General features: G+C 68.1%; 22 protein-coding genes. 9 read left to right on the forward strand and 13 right to left on the reverse strand.

Annotated features, from left to right (window positions below):
• Both ON39_RS08980 and ON39_RS47085 read left to right on the forward strand, forming a co-directional pair.
• Positions 1–466: ComEA family DNA-binding protein (locus tag ON39_RS08980; protein WP_040732880.1), on the forward strand; the 466-nt coding region annotated here is incomplete at its 5' end.
• A complete protein-coding gene (locus ON39_RS47085) occupies positions 463–3156 on the forward strand; it encodes a ComEC/Rec2 family competence protein (RefSeq protein WP_083894328.1) in 2694 nt (897 codons plus the stop codon). The genes ON39_RS08980 and ON39_RS47085, both read left to right, overlap by 4 nt.
• Positions 3157–3218: 62 nt before the next feature.
• Here ON39_RS47085 and ON39_RS08990 read toward each other — a convergent pair whose 3' ends face one another.
• Positions 3219–4076: a hypothetical protein gene (locus ON39_RS08990; RefSeq protein WP_063713325.1), complete on the reverse strand. Its 858-nt coding sequence runs from the start codon at positions 4074–4076 to the stop codon at positions 3219–3221.
• 344 nt (positions 4077–4420) lie between these two features.
• Here ON39_RS08990 and holA point away from each other — a divergent pair, with 344 nt between their 5' ends.
• Positions 4421–5389: a DNA polymerase III subunit delta gene (gene holA / locus ON39_RS08995; RefSeq protein WP_040732899.1), complete on the forward strand. Its 969-nt coding sequence runs from the start codon at positions 4421–4423 to the stop codon at positions 5387–5389.
• Between the two features lie 440 nt (positions 5390–5829).
• Positions 5830–7122: an LCP family protein gene (locus ON39_RS09000; protein ID WP_051186433.1), complete on the forward strand. Its 1293-nt coding sequence runs from the start codon at positions 5830–5832 to the stop codon at positions 7120–7122.
• Positions 7123–7167: 45 nt separating this feature from the next.
• Here ON39_RS09000 and ON39_RS09005 read toward each other — a convergent pair whose 3' ends face one another.
• Complete coding sequence (locus tag ON39_RS09005; protein WP_040732882.1) at positions 7168–7722, reverse strand: TetR/AcrR family transcriptional regulator; 555 nt, start codon at positions 7720–7722, stop codon at positions 7168–7170.
• 117 nt (positions 7723–7839) lie between these two features.
• Between ON39_RS09005 and ON39_RS09010 the strand changes: the two genes are divergently transcribed.
• Positions 7840–8940, forward strand: a complete 1101-nt coding sequence (locus ON39_RS09010) for an FAD-dependent monooxygenase (RefSeq protein ID WP_040732884.1) — start codon at positions 7840–7842, stop codon at positions 8938–8940.
• A 142-nt stretch (positions 8941–9082) separates the two neighbouring features.
• On the opposite strand, the gene ON39_RS09015 is transcribed toward ON39_RS09010, so the two are convergent.
• Together ON39_RS09015 and ON39_RS09020 are read right to left on the reverse strand one after the other, a co-directional pair.
• Positions 9083–9886 (reverse strand): class I SAM-dependent methyltransferase, encoded by an 804-nt coding sequence (locus ON39_RS09015; RefSeq protein WP_040732885.1) that lies wholly within the window; start codon positions 9884–9886, stop codon positions 9083–9085.
• A gap of 12 nt (positions 9887–9898) precedes the next feature.
• Positions 9899–10696 (reverse strand): alpha/beta fold hydrolase, encoded by a 798-nt coding sequence (locus tag ON39_RS09020; protein ID WP_040732886.1) that lies wholly within the window; start codon positions 10694–10696, stop codon positions 9899–9901.
• Positions 10697–10773: 77 nt separating this feature from the next.
• On the opposite strand from ON39_RS09020, the gene ON39_RS09025 reads away from it, so the two are divergent.
• Positions 10774–11628: an AraC family transcriptional regulator gene (locus tag ON39_RS09025; protein ID WP_040732888.1), complete on the forward strand. Its 855-nt coding sequence runs from the start codon at positions 10774–10776 to the stop codon at positions 11626–11628.
• Here ON39_RS09025 and ON39_RS09030 read toward each other — a convergent pair.
• From ON39_RS09030 to ON39_RS09040, 3 genes are all read right to left on the reverse strand, one after another.
• Complete coding sequence (locus tag ON39_RS09030; RefSeq protein WP_083894329.1) at positions 11535–12077, reverse strand: GNAT family N-acetyltransferase; 543 nt, start codon at positions 12075–12077, stop codon at positions 11535–11537. The genes ON39_RS09025 and ON39_RS09030 overlap by 94 nt on opposite strands.
• A 46-nt stretch (positions 12078–12123) precedes the next feature.
• Positions 12124–12756: a maleylpyruvate isomerase family mycothiol-dependent enzyme gene (locus ON39_RS09035; protein ID WP_040732889.1), complete on the reverse strand. Its 633-nt coding sequence runs from the start codon at positions 12754–12756 to the stop codon at positions 12124–12126.
• A 110-nt stretch (positions 12757–12866) separates the two neighbouring features.
• Positions 12867–13937, reverse strand: coding sequence for an aldo/keto reductase (locus tag ON39_RS09040; RefSeq protein WP_040732892.1), 1071 nt, complete (start codon positions 13935–13937; stop codon positions 12867–12869).
• A 125-nt stretch (positions 13938–14062) separates the two neighbouring features.
• On the opposite strand from ON39_RS09040, the gene ON39_RS09045 reads away from it, so the two are divergent.
• Positions 14063–14983, forward strand: coding sequence for a helix-turn-helix domain-containing protein (locus ON39_RS09045; RefSeq protein ID WP_083894330.1), 921 nt, complete (start codon positions 14063–14065; stop codon positions 14981–14983).
• Here the strand turns inward: ON39_RS09045 and ON39_RS09050 are convergent.
• Positions 14967–15218, reverse strand: a complete 252-nt coding sequence (locus ON39_RS09050) for a hypothetical protein (protein WP_040732893.1) — start codon at positions 15216–15218, stop codon at positions 14967–14969. The genes ON39_RS09045 and ON39_RS09050 overlap by 17 nt on opposite strands.
• A gap of 164 nt (positions 15219–15382) precedes the next feature.
• Entirely contained in the window at positions 15383–15643 is a 261-nt protein-coding gene (rpsT, locus tag ON39_RS09055) for a 30S ribosomal protein S20 (protein ID WP_040732894.1), read from the reverse strand.
• 307 nt (positions 15644–15950) lie between these two features.
• Here rpsT and ON39_RS09060 point away from each other — a divergent pair, with 307 nt between their 5' ends.
• A complete protein-coding gene (locus tag ON39_RS09060) occupies positions 15951–16736 on the forward strand; it encodes an aquaporin (RefSeq protein ID WP_040732895.1) in 786 nt (261 codons plus the stop codon).
• 47 nt (positions 16737–16783) lie between these two features.
• On the opposite strand, the gene ON39_RS09065 is transcribed toward ON39_RS09060, so the two are convergent.
• Positions 16784–17185: a DUF5360 family protein gene (locus tag ON39_RS09065; RefSeq protein ID WP_211336401.1), complete on the reverse strand. Its 402-nt coding sequence runs from the start codon at positions 17183–17185 to the stop codon at positions 16784–16786.
• 18 nt (positions 17186–17203) lie between these two features.
• Positions 17204–17755: a type II toxin-antitoxin system PemK/MazF family toxin gene (locus ON39_RS09070; protein ID WP_040732896.1), complete on the reverse strand. Its 552-nt coding sequence runs from the start codon at positions 17753–17755 to the stop codon at positions 17204–17206.
• 253 nt (positions 17756–18008) lie between these two features.
• Between ON39_RS09070 and lepA the strand changes: the two genes are divergently transcribed.
• Positions 18009–19892, forward strand: a complete 1884-nt coding sequence (gene lepA / locus ON39_RS09075; RefSeq protein WP_373283676.1) for a translation elongation factor 4 — start codon at positions 18009–18011, stop codon at positions 19890–19892.
• Positions 19893–19928: 36 nt separating this feature from the next.
• On the opposite strand, the gene ON39_RS45735 is transcribed toward lepA, so the two are convergent.
• Both ON39_RS45735 and ON39_RS09085 read right to left on the reverse strand, forming a co-directional pair.
• Positions 19929–21014 carry a sensor histidine kinase gene (locus tag ON39_RS45735; RefSeq protein WP_246003062.1) on the reverse strand — a complete coding sequence of 362 codons (1086 nt, stop codon included), beginning with the start codon at positions 21012–21014 and terminating at the stop codon, positions 19929–19931.
• A 488-nt stretch (positions 21015–21502) separates the two neighbouring features.
• Positions 21503–21705, reverse strand: a 203-nt coding sequence (locus ON39_RS09085; protein ID WP_169335869.1) for a winged helix-turn-helix domain-containing protein, incomplete at its 5' end; no start/stop codon positions are given.

The raw sequence follows: 21705 nt of genomic DNA on the forward strand, positions 1-21705 counted from the left end.
GGTCGTCAGCGTGGTCGGATTGGTGCACCGCACCGGCCTGATCCGATTGCCCGCCGGATCGCGCGTCGCCGACGCCTTGGCAGCGGCGGGCGGCGCACAGGACGGCGCGGACCTCGCCGGCCTCAACCTGGCGCAGCGATTGACCGACGGCGACCAGGTCCTCGTCGGTCCCTCCGGCCCGAACCCCGGCCCACCACAACTCGGCAGCGCGACGATCAACGCGACCGGCCGCCCCTCGACCACTCCGCCCGGCTCCATCCCAGCCGCACCCGCCGGCCGCGTAGACCTCAACACCGCCACCGAATCCGAACTCGAAGCCCTCCCCGGCATAGGCCCCGTGACGGCCAAGGCCATCGCCGCCTGGCGCACCACCCACGGCCGCTTCACCGACATCACCCAGCTGACCCAAATAGACGGCATCGGCCCCGCCCGCCTCACCCGGCTCCGGGAACTGGTGAAGGTATGAGGTCCCTCCAGCCCACCGCGGAACCCGCGCGCGGAGGTGACGAGCTGACCACGGGCGGCAGCGACGACGAGCGTCCGGGCGCGCTGCGGAATGCGGACGCGGGTGCGGCCGGATGGGACGCGGGCGGTCGCGGGCGAAGCCGGCGGCAACGGCTCAGCGGTCACAGTGCCGATGCGGAACGGGATGATTCCGCGGGTGGTGACGAGCCACAGGTGCTCGATGCTCGGCTGCTGCCAGCGGCGGTGTGCTGTTGGGCGGCAACGATTGTGGGGGTGTCGGCGGGCTGGGTGGCGGGGCTGGTTCTCGCGGCCTCGCTGACAGTGCTGGCGATCGGGTTGTGGATCTTGTTGCTGTGGTCGATGGCGCATCCGGGGGAGCGGCGGCGGGCCGTGGCGGTGGTCGCGCTGGCCTCGGTGCTGCTGGCGGCCGGGTTCGCGGTGGCCGCGGCGTGGCGAGAGCACCGGGTGGCGACGCATCCGTTGCGGGCTGCGGAGGGGTACTCGCTGCGAATAGTGGCGACGCCCGGCGGTGATCCGAAGCCGGTGCGCGGCAAGGGTCTCGGTGGCAGCCGGTGGGTTGTACGGGGCGCTCTCGACGAGTATCGATCCGGCGAGACGACGGTGCGAGCCGGTGGCGCGGTCGTGATCCTGGCCTCCGGCGACGAGTGGGGCGAGTTGGTGCCCGGTCAGGCGGTCGAGTTCCGGGCACGGGTGGAGCTACCGGGGCGACGTGATCTCACCGTGGCGACGCTGCTGGCGCAGGGCTCACCACGGATCGTCGGCACCCTGCCGTGGTGGCAGCGCGTAGCCCATTCGGTGCGTACGGATTTCGCCACCGCGACCGCCAATGTGTTGCCCGCGGAACCGGCCGGACTATTGCCCGCCCTGGTCGACGGTGACACTTCCGCACTGCCCGACGAGCTGCGCGAGGAGTTCGAGATCGCCGGTTTGTCTCACTTATGTGTGGTCAGCGGGGCAAATTTCTCGATCTTGCTAGGCGCTGTGCTGGTGGCGGTGCGAGTCCTGACCCTCGGCCCGCGCACCGGCGCGGCGCTCGCGGCAGCCGCCTTGGTGCTGTTCGTGATCATCGCGCGCCCGGATCCGAGCGTGCTGCGCGCCGGGGCGATGGGCGCGATCACCCTGCTCGCCTTGGTAACCGGCCGACAGAAGCAGGCCCTGCCCGCACTGTGTGCCGCGATCATCGGCCTGCTCGCCGTGTGGCCCGCCCTCGCGGTATCGGTCGGCTTCGCCCTGTCGGTGTGCGCGACCGCCGGCCTGATCCTGCTGGCGCCGAGCTGGGCCGACTGGCTCCGGGCACGAGGGTGGCGACGCGTGCCCGCCGAGATCGTCGCCGTCGCCGCCGGGGCATTCGTCGTCACCACGCCGCTGATGGTCGCCTTGGACGGAAAGCTCAGTCTCGTAGCGGTTCTCGCGAACGTACTCGTCGAGCCGGTGATCGCGCCGATCACCGTCGTCGGTGCGATCGGCGCGGTAGCGTCCTGCGTCTGGCTACCACTGGCCGAACTCGTAGTACGGTGCGCCGCACCACCGATGTGGTGGCTGCTGTTCGTCGCCGAACACGTCGCCGACCTGCCCGGTTCGTCTGTCGAAGTCCCCGCCGGTCCCCTCGGCGGGCTACTCGCCCTCGTGGTAGTCGCCCTCGTCGTCCTCGTATTGCGCGTCGCCGCGATCCGCCGCGTGCTCCTGACCGTGACCGTCGCCGTAGCGGCCGTGGTACTCCCGGCTCGAATCTGGCACCCCGGCTGGCCACCCGATGGTTGGGTGGTCGCGGCCTGCGACGTAGGACAGGGCGACGGCCTAGCGCTGTCCGTAGGTCAAGGCACCGCCGTGGTGATCGACGTCGGGCCCGACCCCCGGCCCATCCGCAATTGCCTGAACCGACTACACATTTCACGCATCCCGCTGCTGGTGCTCACTCACCCCCACGCCGACCACATCGGCGGTTTGACCGGTGCCTTGGATGGACGAGGGGTGGGCGTGGTGGCCGTCGGCGTGCACGAACTGGAGGCGTTGGACGCGAACGGCCGCGCACCCTCGGCGACCCGAGATGTGCCGGCGGCGGGGGTTCGTACTCCGCCGTTGCAGGCGGCGGGACAACTTCTCAGCCCGTCGGACCATCAGCACCTGAACCACGGGCGGCGGAACGCCCATGCGGAGGGTCTCGCACGCGTTGTCACAGTTACAGAGGAGGCCGACATCCCACTACTGGAGTTATCAGCCGGCCAGTCATTCCAGTTCGGCACAACCGAATTGAAGGTTCTGGCCCCCACGACAGACGGACCGCGCCCAATCCCGGGCGCCGAAACGGAGGACGCGAACGACCGCTCAATCGTCCTGGCCGCGACCACACCCCTCGGCCGCATCCTGCTGACCGGGGACATCGAGTCTCCCGCCCAGCAGACCCTCTTGGAAAGCACTCCGTCCCTACAGTCCGACATCCTCAAACTTCCCCACCACGGATCACGAACCACCACAAAAGAGTTCCTGGAAGCGGTCCACCCCCGACTGACCCTGATCAGCGTCGGCACCGACAACACCTTCGGCCACCCGAGCCCGGACATCCTCACCCAGTTGTCCACCCTCGGCAGCACGATCATCCGCACTGACCGACAAGGTGACGTACTCGTCCTGGGCGACAAACAATCGCTTCGGGTGGTGACCGGCCGGTGAACGTCTCAGCGCAGGGTTCTCCTGGAGGTATCGAGCGGAGAAGCGCTCACCTCGGGGTGCTGTCAGAACCTACCCGGCAGCGCGAGTGCAGCGTCGATGGCGTTGTCCACGAAGGCAAGGGTGTCGCGACGGCGAGCCATCGGGTTGCGATAGCCGCGCTGGCCCTCGGCGCCGCAGGTACGGAGATGAAGGCTTTCGTCGATGATGCGGTGCCAGCGCGGTTCGAACGTCTTTCGTGCGTATCGCCCGGCGCCGGTCTTGGAGGTCATGGTTCCGGTGGCGAGCAGATGGTGCAGTCGGCTCACGCCGAGAACGCCCCAGACCGGGAACCACGCACTGAGCCCGATGGCGACCGGCAGCGGACGCGTCCGCCGGTTCCGCTGCCACCACGGCCGCCAGTAGGTACGGAGGTTATCAATGGTGAACTCGCGCAACGCGTTCCGGTCGGCCCACAGCTCGAGCTCGGTCGGCTGTGGTCCGCGCACCGCGATTCCGTGCGCGGCCAGCTCGCAATACATCACCGGGTTGAGGCCGGATCGGCCGGCCGGTGTGAATCGGCTCTCCTGGGCGCAAGGAACGTCGGGGCAGTCGTACGGCCCGTTCGCGAGGTCGGTCCAGGTGAGAACCGCGCCGTCGAAATTCGGCCGGGGGAAGGCGGCCACCGTTCGGGCGTGTGCCTCGGCGAGCGCCGCCATCTCGCACGATCCCGCCGCCGGACGACGCTCGGTCACCGCGACGAAGTCGATATCGCTAGCCGTACCGAGCCGCCCGCGCCCGGCGCCGCAGGAATGAAAGTCCTCCAGGGCTATCGACCCGACCAGGTAGAAACCGGCGATAAGGCCCGGCGCCAATTCGTCGACGGCGGACAGGAACAGCTCCACGCTCCGGCCCACTTCGGCCGGAAGATCATCGCTAGGCATACCGAAGAACCTACCGGCCGACCCATGAAGTCGAGGTTTCACCGGCGAGCGCATCGGGAGCCACAGCCGGCTTCTCGTCTTCCAATTCCCTTGGGACAGGGCCTTTCCGTCACACCGGTTCTCGGCTCAGGCTCCGTGCTGGGTGCGAGGGAGTTACCTCGTGCAACCGGGTTCGGCGGTGCGGTCGGCGCATTTCGGGCGGGGTGGCCCGCGGAACCTGTGCTCGGGGTGTCGGTGCAGGGTCGTAGGATCGCTGGCGTGACCGAGCCCTGCGAACGTCAGCCAGTGGACCATCGAGACGCGCCTTCGTTCATGGTGGAGACGAGTGTCGAAGGGGTGGCGTGGTGACGGAGCGCGCGGCGTTGCACCTGGTGCTGGGGGATGAGGAGCTGCTGGTCGAGCGGGCGGTAGCGGAGGTTACGGCGCGGGTCCGGGAGGGTGCGCCGGATGCCGAGGCGGTGCCGGTCGATCGGATGCGGGCCGGTGACGCGAGCACCGCGGAGCTGGCCGAGTTGCTGAGTCCGTCGCTGTTCGCCGAGGACCGGGTGATCATCCTCGAGTCGGCCGCCGAGGCGGGCAAGGACGCGGTCGCGGTGATCACCGACGCCGCAGGCGATCCGCCCGACGGGGTGGTGCTGGTGGTGCTGCACTCGGGTGGCGGGCGGGCGAAGGCCCTGGTGCCCGCGTTGCAGAAGGCGGGCGCGGTGGTGCACGACTGCGCGAAGATCACCAAGGCCGCGGAGCGAGTGGAGTTCGTGCGCGGCGAGTTTCGCACCGCCGGTGTGCGCGTGGCGGGCGACGTCGTGCAGGCGATGCTGGAATCCGTCGGCTCCGATCTGCGAGAACTCGCGGCGGCGTGTTCGCAGTTGGCCTCCGATACCGGCGGGAAGATCGACGTCGCCGCCGTGCACCGCTACTACTCGGGCAAGGCCGAGGTCTCCGGCTTCGATGTGGCCGAGCTCGCCGTCGCGGGCGATCGGCCCGGCGCGATGGAGGCCCTGCGCTGGGCGAACGATCGCGGCGTCCCGCACGTGCTGCTCGCCGACGCCCTCGCCGATTCCGTGCACACCATCGCCCGAGTCGGCTCGGCGGGCCGCGGCGACCCGTTCAAACTCGCCCAGCAGCTCGGCATGCCGCCGTGGAAGGTCAAAAAGGCGCAGGCCCAGTCCCGGAACTGGACCCCCGCCACCATCGGTTCCGCCCTCCAGGTGGTCGCGACCTTGAACGCCGACGTCAAAGGCGGCGCCGCCGACGCCAACTACGCGCTCGAGCACGCCCTCACCCAAATCCTCGACCTCCACTCCGCCAGCTGACCCGGCCCCGGATCAGAATGCGCTTCGTCGGTCGCTAACGCCGCCTCCTCGGACACCGCGGTGTGGCGAGCCGCCTGGTCGACGCCGTCGAGGTGATGGGCCGATATCGGTCCCGCTCAGAATACTCGGCGATGTCGAGTGGCCGGCAGTTGCATACTTCGAGCGCTGTGCTCGATTAGACGCCCATTGCCCGCCCAAATCGGGTGCTGAATGTGTGCTGACGCATATGTGGGGGATGGCCCAACGATCACTGCAAGGGTTCGTCGGAAAGGCGGCTAGTCCGCCATTCGCCAAACCTTGATAACAGATCGCAATGTCAAGCGAGGTTTGTCTGATCTTGATCGGGGTTACTGCTGAGGCAGACTGTTTATCAGACCACCGCATTCGCGTACGCGTAGCCAACTGGCAGCTACCTGATTCGTGTCAAACTGGATTCGATCATGGACGAGCGAACCGCACCGGGCTTTCCGGTCGACGATTTCCGGCGGGACCGTGCGGGGCACGGTCGACGGCGGCGCGGCGGCGTGCATGGACCCTCGAATCGGCGGATGGCCCGGACCGCGCTGAAGGTACTGGTCGGCGGCTTGTCGGTGCTGGTGCTGGCGGCGACCGCGATCGGATGGACGACCGAAGGCCGGCTCGACAAGGGCTTCACCCGGTCGGCGGCGTTGGGCGTGGACGCGCCGCGATCACTCTCCGGCGATCTGAACGTTCTGCTGATCGGCCTGGACACCCGCAAGGATCAGTACGGCGACGATCTGCCGAAGGAGATCCTTGATCAGCTGCACGCGGGCGACGGCGAAGAGGGCGGATACAACGCCAACACGCTGATCCTCGTGCACATCCCTGCGGACATGAAAAAGATTGTGGCGGTGTCGATTCCGCGCGACGACTACGTCAGGGTGACCGGCATCCCCGGCTACACCAACGTGAAGATCAAGGAGGCGTACGGGCTGAAGAAGGCCGCGGTGCAGGACCGGATGATCAGTCAGGGCGTCACCGACAGCAGGGCGCTGGAACGCGCAGGCCGCGAGGCGGGCCGGGCGTCGATCGTGCAGGCGGTCCGCGACCTCACCGGGGTGCCGATCGACCGATTCGGCGAGGTCACCCTGGCCGGCTTCTACGATCTGGCGAAGACGCTCGGCGGCGTCGAGGTCTGCCTGAACAAGCCGGTGAACGACAGCGAGTACTCCGGCGCGGACTTCCCCGCGGGCAGGCAGCGGCTCAACCCGGCTCAGTCGCTGGCCTTCGTCCGGCAGCGCCACGGCCTGGAGAACGGCGACCTCGACCGGACGCACCGGCAGCAGGCGTTCCTCACCTCGGTCGCTCTCGACCTGCGCAAGGCGGGCACGTTCACCGATATCGCCAAGCTGAACGCGCTGATGGACGTCGCGCACCGCAATATCGTGCTGTCCGACGGCTGGAACATCACCGACTTCCTGCGCACGCTCGGCACCGCGGAGAGCCCGACCGTGGAGTTTCGCACGCTCCCGGTGCTCCGCTACGACAACATCAACGGTCAGGACGTCAACATCATCGACCCCGCGGCCATCCGCCGCGAGGTCCGCACCGCCTTCGGCGACCCGAATCCCCCTGCCGTGCTGTACAACCCGTCGCGCACGCAGACTCTCCCCACTCCCGGCCCGGCTGCTTCGTCGACGACCCCGATCCCGGACGCCGGAAAACCGATGGACGCCACCATCACCGGCGACACCATCCCCTGCGTCAACTGAATTCGGCATCCGCCGGCTCGCCCGGCACAAGCGAGCGACGCAATGTCATCGCGCGTCGAGCAGCGCACGGGTCAACCGGTCCACCGAGCTGAACGGGTCGAAATCCGGTGCGGGACTTACCAGTTGATGTAAAATCGCTCCGTCGGCGTAGTCGACGAGCATTTTCGCCAAGGTGGGGTCGGCGCTGAACGGTGCCAGCATCGTTTCGGCCCATTCGGTCAGCCTGCGGTGACCGCGCTGCACGGATTTCTGTAGCGGAGCCACTGTCTGGGCTTCCGCGAACAATGCGTAGCGGGCCAGTGTTCGGACGCGGTCGGTGGTGGTGGCGTGCTGAATGAACGCGGCGAGGGCGCGTATCAGTTCCTCGAGGGTGCCCGGCGCGGGCAGACGGCTCGGGGCCGTCCAATCCTCGTGATCCCGCTCTTCCAATCGCTTAGTGATGCCCGTGAGCAGGGCCTCGCGGGTGCGGAAGTAATTGGACGTGGATCCGGCGGGTATCGCCGCCTCTTCGTCGATCGCGCGGTGGGTCAGCGCGCGCAACCCGCGGCTGCCGAGTAGCTCGATGGCGGTGTCGAGGACGAGTTCGCGCTTGGTGGACATGATCGAACACTACAGCAGTAGTGATGCGCACTACATCGGTAGTGTCGGACACTACGTCTGTAGTAACGTCGCCAGTGTTCGGTTCGAGCCGAACACCCGATGAAGGGAAGCAGGGTCATGAGCAAGGCGGTTATTGTCGGCGGCGGAATCGGCGGTCTCGCGACCGCGATCGCGTTTCAACGGCGAGGCTGGACGGTCGAGGTGCTGGAGCGTGCCCCCGAACTCACCGAAATCGGTGCGGGGCTTTCGATTTGGCCCAATGCGTTGCGCGCCCTCGACGCACTCGGGGTGGGTGACGCGGTCCGCGCCCGCGCGGTCGAAGAGGCCTCGTCCGGTATCCGGGAGCGCCGCGGCCGCTGGCTCTCGCGCCCGGACACCGCGGCGGCCCGCGAGCGCTACGGTGACCCGATCATGCTCCATCGGGCCGACCTGCTCGATATCCTGCGCCGCGAAGTGCCGGAATCGGCTCTGCGCACCGGTATTTCGGTCACCGAGGTCCGGCCCGCCGGCACGGTCGTGCATTCGGCGGGCGAGTCGACCGGCGACCTGGTGGTCGGCGCCGACGGCATTCACAGCGTGGTGCGCCGGGCGCTGCTCGGTCAGATCGCGCCGCGCTACAGCGGCTACACGGCGTGGCGGATGGTGGTAGCGCCCACCGAGCCCTTCGTCGGCATCGGCGAAAGCTGGGGCCGCGGCGAGCGTTTCGGCTACGGCACGCTGGCCGACGGCCGCGTCTACTGCTACGCCACCGCCAACGCGCCCGCCGGAACCGAGACCGACGGCCTGCCCGAACTGCGCCGCCGCTTCAGCGACTGGCACGACCCCATCCCCGCCCTGCTCGCCGCGGCCGACGAGTCCGCCGTGCTGCACAACGACATCTACGAACTCCCGAACCTGAAAACCTATGTGGGCGAACGGATCGCATTGATCGGCGACGCGGCCCACGCCATGACGCCCAATCTCGGCCAAGGCGCCTGCCAGGCGCTCGAGGACGCGGTCGTGCTCGCCCGCGTCGCCACAACCGAGCCCGACCTGACCGCCTACGATCGCGAGCGCCGCCCCCGCACCCAGATGATCGCCGCCATGTCTAGACGAATCGGCACTGTCGCCCAGTGGGCTTCGGCCCCGCTGGTCGCCATCCGCAACGCCGGATTGCGCATGACCCCGGATTCAGCGCAGTTCAAGGCCCTGGCCCCAGTTCTGGACTGGTCCTGCTAAGAACGCTTGTATCGCAAACTGTTTCGTCCCAGCGCGGGCCGATCGAGCAGTACTTCCGCGAGATCGACCCGTGAACAAAATACTCCGCATCAAGCACGGGCGAGAAGAAGGATGCGGCGGTGATGGCCCATCCTCGAGACCATCACCCCGCGAATCGCAACAAAGTCAGCGAGGGCCGAAAAGCGCGTGCCCCAGGCGCATTCGCGAGCACGCGCAGCAGCGGCGAGGCCCATCGCCCCCGCCCACGCGGCGGCACCAGATCCTCGGCGGAGACAACCCCAGGGATCGACCCCGGCAGCCGCCGCGCCTGCCGTAGGGACTGGCTGGTCGGCATCGGCGGCGCGACATACCGGTCGCTGAGCCGCACCTTGCCTTTCATAGTCAACGCACTGAACACGCGCGGGATGGAGTCGAAAAGAAGGATGCCGCCGGGAAAGTGCGCGGCCAGATCCGCGATCAGCGCGGGGATCTCGGCGGTCGGCAGGTACATGAACAGCCCTTCGGCGGTGATCACCGCGGGCCCGGAAGGCACTCGCGCGAACCAGGATCGGTCGAGCGCCGAGTAGGCCAGCCGGGTGATGCCCGGCGCGGACGGCAGCAGCCGCTCCTGCGCGTCGATCATCTCCGGCAGTTCGACGGAGAACCAGTCGACCTCGGGTTCGCCCAGGCGCCAGTAGGTCGTTTGCAGCCCCTCGCCGAGCGCGACCACCGGCCCTGCGGGGTGCGTGGCAAGAAAGTCCGTGATGATCTGGTCGATCACCATGGCGCGCAGCGAGTGCACCTGGCTGGGCGGCCCAAACCGCGCGAAGTCCTCCCCGGCCAGCGACCGATAGAGCCGTATCGCCTCGGCGTCGGTGTAGCCGGAATCCGGCCGCAACGCCTCCTCGGCTCGGTTACGCAGCGTCCACAACGCGGTCTCGGGCACGCCCGACAGTTGGTGCAGCATCGAAATACCGCCTCACGCTTCGTGTTTCGCGGCGAAGGCCAGCAGCGGCTCGGCGGTTCGCGCCGGATCCTCGAGATTGGGCGAGTGCCCGACCCCGGGCAGCATGACCACCGTCGCGCCGGGCACGGCGTGGTACTCGACCGCGGCGGAGGGCCGCCACCTGCTGTCGTCCTCACCGAAGATGACCAGCAGCGGTTTACCCAGGGGCGCAAGCCTTTCCGGCAGCGACCGCTCTTCCAGATATGCACTGTTCGCCTGCGAAGCGGCGGCGAACACCAAGGGGTCGATCGCGCGGAACTGATCGACATACTCTTGGGGGATCTGATAATCCGGGCTGAACCCGGAGCGCATCATCTGACGGAACTGATCATCGGTCAGCTTCGACCAGTCGACCGGCGGCCCGGCCGAACTGTCCTGTCCGATATAAGCACCCATGTCGGGCCCGAAGTCGATGATCACCACCGCGGCAACGAGTTCCGGTCGCAGCTCGGCGAGCGCGGTAGCGACCGCGCCGCCGCTGGAGTGGCCGACCACGACGACGTGCTCGACGCCGACCCGATCCATCGCGGCACCCACCCGGCGAGCCTGATCAGCAACCGTGTAGCTCGTGTCGCCGAGTCCGGCCGACCGACCGCACCCGAGCAGATCGACCCGGATGACGCGATGGGATCCGGTCAACAGCGGAAGCATCGGCTCCCACGATCGGCTCGACGCGGCGGTGCCGTGGATGAGCAGTAGCGCCGGGGCGTCGCGCGGGCCGTCCTGGTAGACGTAGAGGTCGTCGCGTAAGTCATTGCTGGAGAGAGACATACGTGCACTATCGCCGCGGCTGGGCACCGGTGGATTGGATAAATGTTCCGCGGGTTCGGCGTAGGTAGCATGGCGGAATGAAGTCCGGTGTCGCCGACCACGGCGACGCGCTGCTGTGGGACATCGCGAGTCCGAGGCGGCCGAGCCGCGTGCCCGGCGTCAGCATGGCCGGTTTCGGCGACCGCGGCATCACTCCGCCCGATCTCCGGCTGATCCCGCACCCGGCGGTCACCCTGGTGCTCGTGTTCGACGGCTCGATCGCCCTGCGCGATCCAACCGGGCGGCAGCACCGGGGGAGTTTCGCCATGGGACCGGGGTTCGGTGAGGTCGTGCGCGCGCTGCGGGTGGACGCCTTCGACTGTCTGCAGGTGCGCCTCTCGCCGACGGTCGCGCATACGGTTCTGGGCCCGGCGGCCGCCGACCTGGACAACTCCGTGGTGCTCCTGGACGACCTGCTGGGCCGCGAGACGAGCCGGCTCTGCGAACAACTGAACGCCCTCCCGTCCTGGGACGACCGTTTCGCGTGGACCGACGCGTGGCTCGCCGGGCGCTGCGCGACGGCGGCGCGGGTGCACCCCGAGGTGGCGTGGGCATGGCAGCGCATGGTCGCCGACCGGGGCATGGGCCGGATCGAGCAGTTGGCGGCCGAACTCGGCTGGAGTCGCAAACGCCTGTGGTCCCGTTTTCAGTCACAGGTGGGCTTGTCGCCCAAGCGGGCCGCGAAACTGATCCGCTTCGACCACGCCGTCCACGATCTGGTCGCGGGCCTGTCCCCGGCCGCGGTCGCCGCCGACTGCGGCTACACCGACCAGTCGCATCTCCATCGCGACGTCATGACCTACACCGGATTGACCCCGGCGACCGTGATCAATGAGCCCTTTCTCGCCGTCGACGATGTCGCCTGGGGCTGGCCCAGATCCCGCGCGAAGTAGCGGCTCCCCGGCTCCTCGCGGTACAGGCCGAAGCCGGGTATCGGCAGGTACCCCGACGACAGGTAGAGCGCGATGGCCTCCGGCTGCATGGTCCCGGTCTCCAGGACCATGCGCCGCCGCCCGGCCGCCGCCGCACTCCGCTCGACCGCGGCCAGCAGTTGCCTGGACAGGCCGCGCCCGCGCGCCGCCGGGGCGACGTACATGCGCTTCAGTTCGGCGTCGCCGTCGAGAAAGTCGGGTTCGTCGCCGTCGTGCGCGCGCCAACCGGCGCAGGCCACCGGCGTCTCGTTCAGGTACCCGACCAGGAATTCGCCGAGCGGCGGCTGGAATTCGACCGGGTCGGTGGGGGTCGCGTCCGGCTCGCCGTAGCGCGTCACATACTCCTGCTGAACCTCCGCGATCAGCTGCTGCGCGTCCGCACTGTCATACGCGCGTGCCACCAGATCCATAGTGGTCAGGCTAGCGATCGTGGCGCGTCGACCGTTATGTGCCGGTTCACAGATCGGCCGTGATCCGTGCGACTCCCGATCCGGTCAGTCCGGCCAGTCCCGCGCTGCGCCCGGTCGCGATGAGCAGCAGATCGCTGAGCGGCCCGCTGATCTCCGCCGGTCCGTCGCCCGCCGTCCACTGAGTGTCGGTGGCGGACAGACGAATTCCGCGCAGCCGTTTGCGGGCACCGTAGAACCTGCTGCGCAGAACATAATCGAGCGCCGCGCGACCCTGTTCGGCGGGCACCTCCCGGACCCGGCCGAGCGGGCGCGCGACGTCCTGGCCGTGAATCAGCATGTCCACCAACGGATCCAGCGGGCCGGCGCCGGGCGCTGTCCGAGCTGAACCGGCGGATTCGCGCAGCTGCTCGATCAGTTCGGTGGGGGCGAACCGGGCGGCGTGGTCGCGGGCCTGGTCTGCGTTCATCCGGTTCCAGTCGCCGCGGGCCTTGACGATACCGACCAACGTTCCCCATAGGGTGTCCTTGCTGGACAATGTGACATGCGCGAGCACCTCGTGCACCGTCCACCCGGAGCACAGGGAATTCACGGCCCACTCGTGCTCGTCCAGTTCGGCGAAGAAGTCGGCTAGGCTCAGCCGCTCGTCGCGCACCCACGCCACAATCTGATCTCGGTCCACTATGCCCTCCGGTTCGGTGTCCTCACCGGTACTGACGGCTCGCGGCGCACGAATTCATCGCGGACACCGCGGCGGTGCGAGCGATCCGCCCGCACCGCCGCGCGACACCCTCAGGCGCGGGCCTGAACCTTCAGGTCGCCGGAGATGACGCCGCGGGTCATCGGCCGCGCCAGCATGTCGTGCGGGAAGCCGAGCTCGATGGCGCTGGCCTGCTCCAGCCGATCCACCTGTGCCGCATCGAATTCCACGTCGAGCGCGCCGAGATTGTCCTCCAGCTGGCCCACGGTGCGGGCGCCGATGATGGGCGAGGTCACGCCGGGGTTGCGCAGCGTCCAGGCCAGGGCCACCTGCGCGGGGGACTTGCCGAGTTCTCCGGCGACCTCCTTGACCACGTCGGCGATGGCCAGCGACTTCTCGGTGAGCGAACCCTGCGCCGCCGCAACGTTTTTGCGGGTGCCCTCGGGCGAACCGGCGGCCTCGTGGTTCAGGTCGTCGCGCGTGTACTTGCCGGTGAGCACCCCGCTGCCGAGCGGGGACCACGGGATCACGCCGAGGCCGAGTTCGCGCGCCATCGGGATGAGGTCACGTTCGACGGTCCGCTCGATCAGGCTGTACTCGATCTGCAGCGCGATCAACGGCGACCAGCCGCGCAGGTCGGCGATCGTCTGCATGCGGGAGACCTGCCAGGCCGGCGCATCGGAGATGCCGACGTAGAGCACCTTGCCCGAACGCACGAGATCGTCCATGCCACGCAGGATTTCGTCGACCGGGGTCAGAAAATCCCAGGCGTGCAAGTAGAGCAGATCGATGTAGTCGGTGTTCAGCTTGCGCAGGCTCGCCTCGACCGAGGCGAACATGCTCTTGCGGTGGTTCCCACCGGAATTGGGGTCACCCTGGCGGCGCAGCATCGTGTATTTCGTTGCCAGCACCAGGCTTTCGCGATTGTCCGCGGTGAATTCGCCGAGCAGTTGCTCGGAGGTGCCGTTGGTGTACTGGCTCGCCGTGTCGATGAAGTTTCCGCCGCGATCGAGGTAGGTGTCGAAGATCTTGCGCGCCTCGTCCTTGTCGGCACCCCAGCCCCAGTCGGCGCCGAAGGTCATCGTGCCGAGAGACAGCGGAGACACCCGAAGACCCGAGCGGCCGAGCAGCCGGTAGGTATCGAGGGTGAGGGTTCCGGACATGTCCAGCTCCTAATTGATGGTGCGTCCTTGTTTGATGACACCAAGTCTGGAGCGGTGCGACGAGAAGGGTAAGGGAAGCTTTTTCCTGGGAAAGCCAGTCCTAGGCAGCCGTAATATCGAGGGCGATGACTGGAACGGTGAACGCGAGCGCGGCGGCGGGTGGCCTGCGCGGCCACAACGGGACGGCCGCGAATCCGACACAGGAATTGGCCGCCTTCCTCCGGGATCGGCGGGAACGCCTGATGCCCGGCGACCTGGGGCTGCCCGCGCGCAGGCAGGCGCGGCGCACGCCGGGGCTGCGGCGCGAGGAGGTCGCGGAGCTGGCGGGGGTGAGCACCGACTACATCGTGCGGCTGGAGCAAGGGCGTGGTCTTCGCCCGTCCGCCGACGTGCTCGAGGCCCTGTCGCGCGCGCTGCGCCTGAACACCGACGAGCGCGCGTACCTGTTCGACCTGGCCCAGCAGCGGCAACCGAACGCCGGGAAACCGAGCACGGTGCCCGCGCCCGCGCTGGCCATGCTGGTACACGATCTCTCGCCGCTGCCGGCGATGCTGATCAACCACCGCTACGACATCCTGGCCTGGAACCGGGAGATGTCGCGGCTGGTCATCGACTTCGACACGCTGCCGCCGCGGCATCGCAACAGCATGTGGCTGTGCCTGATGGAGCCGAGCATGCGTGATTTCTATGTGGAGCGCGAGCGCATCATCCGCGAGGGCATCGCCGATCTGCGCGCCGCCTGGGCGGCCCACCCCGAGGATCAGGCGCTCAGCGATCTGATCGCCGAGTTCACCAGGCATGACGAGTTCGAGCGGGCCTGGGCCCAGCACGACGTCAAGGTGAACGGGCGCGGCGCCAAACCGCTACGCCACCCGATCGTCGGGCAGCTCGTGGTCAACTACGAGGTGCTGATGCCGGTCCAGGACCCCGACCAGCGCATCATCATCTATCGAGCGGCCGACGCGGACTCTCAGACGGCGCTGGACCGGCTCGCGGCCGACCCGGCGCCGTCGATCGATCCGCCGGGGCTCACTCCACCGAGCTGAGCAGGAGCCCCTCTTCGTCGTCCTCGGGCTCCTCGTAGCGGCCCTCCCAGTCGTCGTAGACGGGTACCTCGTCGTCACGCGTGACGACCCACTCCAGCGAGTGCGTCCCCTCCTCGTCGATGGGAACCATCACGTTCTCGATCTTCACCCCGATGCCCAGGACCTCGGCGGCCCGGATGACGTCGGGCAGATCCTCGCCACGGACCACGGTCTGATTGGCGTAAACGGTAACCATGCGCCGAATGGTAGCTGGAACCACCGACAGGCTGTGGGGCGATCCGCAATCCCCGGCGGCGGGCACCGGTCTGACCGGGGCTCGGGCACGACAAAAGCCGCCGTGGTCGTCGAGGCCACGGCGGCTGCGTCACATGTCCGCGGTAGCGGATCGGTACCGGAAAATCAGATCTTGTTCAGAGCCAGCGCGAGAGCGGACTTCTTGTTGGCGGCCTGGTTGGCGTGGATGACGCCCTTCGAGGCGGCCTTGTCGAGCTTGCGGCTCGCGAACTTCAGCTGCTCGGCGGCCTTTTCCTTGTCGCCGGCCGCGGCGGCTTCCCGGAAGCTGCGGATCGCGGTGCGCAGCGCCGACTTGACCGACTGGTTGCGCTTGCGCGCCTCCTCGTTGGTACGGATCCGCTTCAACTGGGACTTGATGTTGGCCACGCCTGTTTCCTCGTGTTCCTGTCGCTGAGTGGTCTGTGCTGGAAAAGTTCCTACGCGTGCGTCGCACCCTCGGAAAATGGGTAACGCAACGCCGAAGGTCGAGGATACCAGTCGCCGGTCGGCCGACGAAATCAGCCGATCGCGCGCACGGTAATCGCGATCGTTTTGCCTGCTCCAGATCATAGACGGACACGCTGGGCAGATCGTTGTCGCGGCTTGCCGTGGCGCGTAGCGTTCGAAGAAGTTGTGCGACCAAGTCTTGCGGCAGTGGCTCATTTGGCCTAACACGCGGAGAGGCGGCTAGCAGATGTCAACGGCTCAGGAGTTTGTCGAGGAGGTCGCCGAACGCGGGCCGATTCCCGACAGCAAGAAATGGGGCGCCGAGGCGCTCGGCACGTTTTTCCTGGTGATGGGCGGGGTCGGTACCGCGGTGCTGGCGGGGGAGCGGGTCGGCGCGCTCGGCGTCGCGCTCGCCTTCGGGCTCACGCTGGTGTTCCTGGTCTACTCGATCGGGCCGATCTCCGGCTGCCACGTGAATCCCGCGGTGACGGCCGGGCATCTGTTGCTCGGCCGGCTCAGCGTGGTCACCGCGGTGGGATATTGGATCGCGCAGCTGATCGGCGGGTTCCTGGCGGGGCTCGTGCTGTTCGCGCTCGCGAAGAACCTGCCGTCCTACGATCGGACGGCCCAGGGGTTGGGTGCGAACGGTTGGGGTGCGCACAGTCCCTCTGCGCAGAAAGGTCCGCTCGGGGAAGTCGTGGTGCAGAACGGCTACGGAATGGCGGCCATGATCATCGTCGAGGTGATGCTGACCGCGCTGCTCGTGTTCGTGGTGCTCGCCTCGACGGATCAGATCTCGGATGTGCCGCTGGCCGGTCTGTCGATCGGCGTCACGCTGGCGGTCATCCACCTGATCTCGATCCCGGTGGACAACACCTCCGTCAATCCGGCCCGCAGTCTCGGCGTCGCGCCCTATCAGGACGGGGCGATGGGGCAGGTTTGGGCCTTCGTGGTGTTTCCGCTCGTCGGCGGGGCGCTCGGTGCGCTGGTGTACGGACTGCTGTTCGGGCGGTCGCGCAACCTGGTCTCGTGAGGTAACGGGCCCACCGTCGTCCTCTGCGGAAGACGGTGGGCCCGTTGCTATCTCGCTGTCTCGCCGGCCGGTTGGCAGGTCAAGGCGATCAGTGCGGGAATCGGAAACAGCAGCAGGAACAGGTTGGGCAGCCACCAGGTGAGGCTGAAATCGCCGCGCAGCGCCCAGAATGCGATCGCTTGCAGCCCGGCGGTGCTGGTCAGGGTGAGCGAGACGGTCATCAGGGTCCGCCCGCCGCTGGTGCGGCACAGGCTGGCGAGGCCGGTGGCGCTCGCCGCGAGATCGAGGGCGACGAACGAGAAGTTCCAGTCGCTCAGGATCGGATTCGTGTAGTCCTTGTAGGCGAATTCCGGCGGGATCAGCCGCGCGAAGGCGATCGCCCAGTACAGCAGGAAGCCGACGTCGGTGACGAGCATGGCTATCTTCGTGGGTCCCAGCACGCGGTTCACGTCGGCTCCGTATTCGGTTCAGTGCCAAGCGTATTCGGCGCACAGCCGGTGGGCGACGAGGTCGAAGGTCTTGCGGGGCAGGATCGCTCCCTCGCGGCGGATGCCGGCCTCCGGGACGTCGAGCACCCGATCCAGTCGGACCCAGCTCGGCCTGCCCTCGGGATCCCAACTGCCGCTGCCGATTCCGACCCAGTTCGGGTCGTGCGCGCGGTCCGCCTTCGACGACAGCATCAACCCGAGCAAAGTCCGGCGCTCGCGCCCGACCACCAGCACCGGCCGATCCTTCCCGTTGCTCGGATCCTCCTCGAACGGCACCCAGGTCCACACGATCTCGCCCGGATCGGCCCGCCCGTCCAACTGCGGCGAGTACACGATCTGGCGGGCGCGCTCGGCCGTCGGCACCGGCGTCGACGCCGTCGGACGCACCTTCACCGCGGGCGTGCGCCGCTGACCCAGCGACCCCACCAGCCGCTCCACCAGCCTCGGCCCCTGCTGCCGCACAATCCGCGGCCCCTGCTCCTTCGCGATAAGCCCCAGCTGCTTACCGAGCGAGTTCCACCTTCGCGCCATATTCGCAATATAACGGCGCCCACCCCTCTTCTCACCCGCCGCGCGCGAGGCTTCGAGGCACTGCTATTCGCCCTGCGATACCGCACACCCCACCCGCTTTTCGCCCCAACCCTTACGAACAGGGACGAAGGTGAAATCCAGCCATAGCCCCGCGATATCAGCTGTGTGCGCGCCCACGCCGGTCCGCCGGAAACGCCGCGCGCGTGTCGTTCGAGTAGACCGCTGGCGGGGGCTTCGTACTGTTCGTGGGACGATGGAGGGCAGTTTGCCGATACCCATGAGGAGTGGAGTGCCCGCCAGCTTCGCCGACACGACGTTCACCGATCCGTCGCGGATCCGGAACTTCTGCATCATCGCGCACATCGATCACGGAAAGTCGACGCTGGCCGATCGGATGCTGCAACTGACCGGTGTGGTCGAGGAGCGGGCGATGCGCGCCCAATACCTGGACCGGATGGACATCGAGCGCGAACGCGGCATCACCATCAAGGCGCAGAACGTGCGGCTGCCGTGGCAGGTCGACGGCACGGATTACGTGCTGCACCTGATCGATACGCCGGGCCACGTCGACTTCACCTACGAGGTGTCGCGCGCGCTGGAGGCGTGCGAGGGCGCGGTGCTGCTCGTCGACGCGGCGCAGGGCATCGAGGCGCAGACGCTGGCCAACCTCTACCTGGCGCTGGACAAGGATCTGACGATCATCCCGGTGCTCAACAAGATCGACCTGCCCGCCGCGGACCCGGACCGCTACGCCGCCGAGATCGCGCACATCGTCGGCTGCGAGCCCGACGAGGTGCTGCGGGTGTCGGGCAAGACCGGCGTCGGCGTGACCGAGCTGCTCGACGAGGTCATCAAGCAGGTGCCCGCGCCCGTCGGCGACCCCGACGCGCCGGCCCGCGCCATGATCTTCGACTCGGTGTACGACACCTATCGCGGCGTCGTCACCTACGTCCGCGTGGTGGACGGCAAGCTGACGCCGCGCGAGAAGATCAAGATGATGTCCACCGGCGCCACGCACGAACTGCTGGAGATCGGCATCGTTTCACCGGAACCCAAGCCGACCCAGGGGCTCGGCGTCGGCGAGGTGGGATACCTGATCACCGGCGTGAAAGACGTGCGTCAGTCGAAGGTCGGCGATACCGTCACCTCCGCGCGCAACGGCGCGACCGAGCCGCTCACCGGCTACCGCGAGCCGCGCCCGATGGTGTACTCGGGCCTGTACCCGGTCGACGGCTCCGACTACCCGGACCTGCGCGACGCGCTGGACAAACTCCAGCTCAACGACGCCGCCCTGACCTACGAGCCGGAAACCTCGGTCGCCCTCGGCTTCGGTTTCCGCTGCGGCTTCCTCGGGCTGCTGCACATGGAGATCACCCGCGAGCGGTTGCAGCGCGAGTTCGATCTCGACCTGATCTCCACCGCGCCCAACGTGGTCTACACCGTAGAGATGGAGGACGGGAGCAAGCACGTCGTCACCAATCCCTCGTACTGGCCGGAGGGCAAGGTCCGGCACGTGTACGAGCCGGTGGTGAAGTGCACCGTCATCTCGCCGAGCGAGTTCATCGGCTCGATCATGGAGCTGTGCCAGGCGCGGCGTGGCGAGCTCGGCGGCATGGACTACCTGTCCGAGACCCGCGTCGAGCTGCGCTACACCATGCCGATGGCGGAGATCATCTTCGACTTCTTCGACTCGCTCAAGTCGCGCACCCGCGGTTACGCCAGTCTCGACTACGAGGAGTCGGGCGTGCAGGACGCGGCGCTGGTGAAGGTCGACATCCTGCTGCAGGGCGAGGCGGTGGACGCGTTCAGCGCCATCGTGCACAAGGACGCCGCCCAGGCCTACGGCAACAAGATGACGACCAAGCTGCGCGAACTCATCCCGCGCCAGCAGTTCGAGGTGCCCATCCAGGCCGCCATCGGCTCGAAAATCATTGCCCGCGAGAACATCCGCGCCATCCGCAAAGACGTCCTCGCCAAGTGCTACGGCGGCGACATCAGCCGCAAGCGCAAACTGCTCGAGAAGCAGAAGGAAGGCAAGAAGCGGATGAAGACCATCGGCCGCGTAGACGTCCCCCAGGAAGCCTTCGTCGCCGCCCTGTCCTCCGACGCCGCCTCGGACAAGCCGAAGGGCAAGTAGACCAGGGCGTCCACAGCGCGCCGGGCCCACCGAACCTCAGTTCGGTGGGTGGGTGGCTATTTGGACTTGGAGGCGGACTCCGCCTAGGGGGCTGGGGTTGAGTTCGGCTGTGCCGGAGTGTAGTTCGGCCTGTTGGCGGACGAGGGCTAGGCCGAGGCCGGAGCCGGGGGAGCCGGGGCCTTTGACGAAGCGGTCGAAGGCTTTGGGGCATAGGGCTTTTGGGATGCCGGTGCCGTTGTCGTCGATGTGGATCTCTACCGTGTCCTGTGTTAGCGGGTGCACGGTGATGTGCACGGTGTCGGCGTGGCCGTGTTGGACGGCGTTGGCTACGGCGTTGGTGACGATGAGCATGATGCCGCCGGGGAGGCCGGTTACGGTGCGGGGGTCGCAGGCGGTCAGGTCGATGCGGGTGTGGGGGTATCTGCGTTGGGCGTCTTGGGTTGCGCGGTCGAGGGTTTCGCAGAGGTCGAAGGGTTCGAAGACGTCGGGTTCGGTGAGTTCGCCGACGGCAAGCCGTTCCAGATCGGTGAGCGTGTGCTCGATCTGCTTCTCCGCCAACAGGACTTCGGACAGGATGGCTCCGCGCTGTTCGGCGGGGATCTCCTTGGTGGCCAATACCTGAAGGTCGGTGCGCAGCGCGGTGAGCGGGGTGCGCAGTTCGTGCGCGCAGACGGCGGCGAAATCGCGGGCGCTGGACAGGGCCTGGTTGGTGGCGCGGTGCGCGGCCTCCAGCCGGGCGAGCATGCGGGTGATGGCGTCGGAGAGCTCCTCCGCCTCCCGCGCGCCCCGGCCGGACAGCGGCGGCAGCTCCTCGAGGGTGTCGATGCCGTGGGCCGCGGTGGCGAGCGTGCGCAGCGGGCGGGCGGCGTAACCGGCCAGCACCCAACCCAACAGCGCGGCGATCAGCGCGCCGGCGACGCCGATGCCCAGTCCGATGAGCTGGCTGCGGTGGATGGCCGAGGCGACCACGTCACGGTTAGGATCGAGCGAGACGAGCACGCCGGGCAGACCGTCGACGCGGGTGAGAGCGGGCTCGCCCGGCCGGGCGAGGGTGGCGTCGTCGGCGTCGGGCGCATCGGTCGCGTAGCCGGGCACGCCGGTCGCGGCAGGTGGCGGGGGCATGGCTTCGGTCCGCGCACGGGATGGCGGCACAGGCGCGCTCCCCGGAGCGGGCGGCGGCACGGCTTCGGTTCCTGCGGCTGATGGCGGCACAGCCTCGCTCCCCGGAGCAGATGGCGGCACGGCTTCGGTCCCGGCGGGAGATGGCGGCACGGCTTCGGTTCCGGCGGGAGGTTGCGGCACGGTTTCGGTCCCCGCAGGTGATGGCGGCACGGCTCCGGTCCCCGATGCGGATGGCGGCACGACTCCAGTCCCCGCAGTGGACGGCGGCACCCCTTCAGCCACCGCCGGCGGCCCCGGAACCCTCTCTGCCGGAACACCTTTCATAGGCGGCGCAACCCGAACCGCCATCGACGACACGGTCTCATCCAACTGCCGCTCCCCGGTCGCGTTCAACAACGCGGCAAAGGTGATGGTCAACGTGAGCGCGACGAGCGCGGCGACAACCCCGGAGACCAACGCCACCCGAGTGCGCAGCGACGGTGAACGTTTCACGGCTGCTCCCGCAGTACGAAGCCGACCCCGCGCACGGTGTGCACCACCCGCGCCGCACCGGCCGCCTCCAGCTTGCGCCGGAGATAGGAGACGAAGACGTCGACCACATTGGTGTCGGTGGCGAAGTCGTAACCCCATACGGCGGAGAGGATTTGCTCGCGACCGAGCACGATGCCGGGATGCTCGGCGAGCAAGGCGA

This window comes from Nocardia tenerifensis NBRC 101015, assembly GCF_000308715.1.
GTDB classification, from domain to species: Bacteria; Actinomycetota; Actinomycetes; order Mycobacteriales; family Mycobacteriaceae; genus Nocardia; species Nocardia tenerifensis.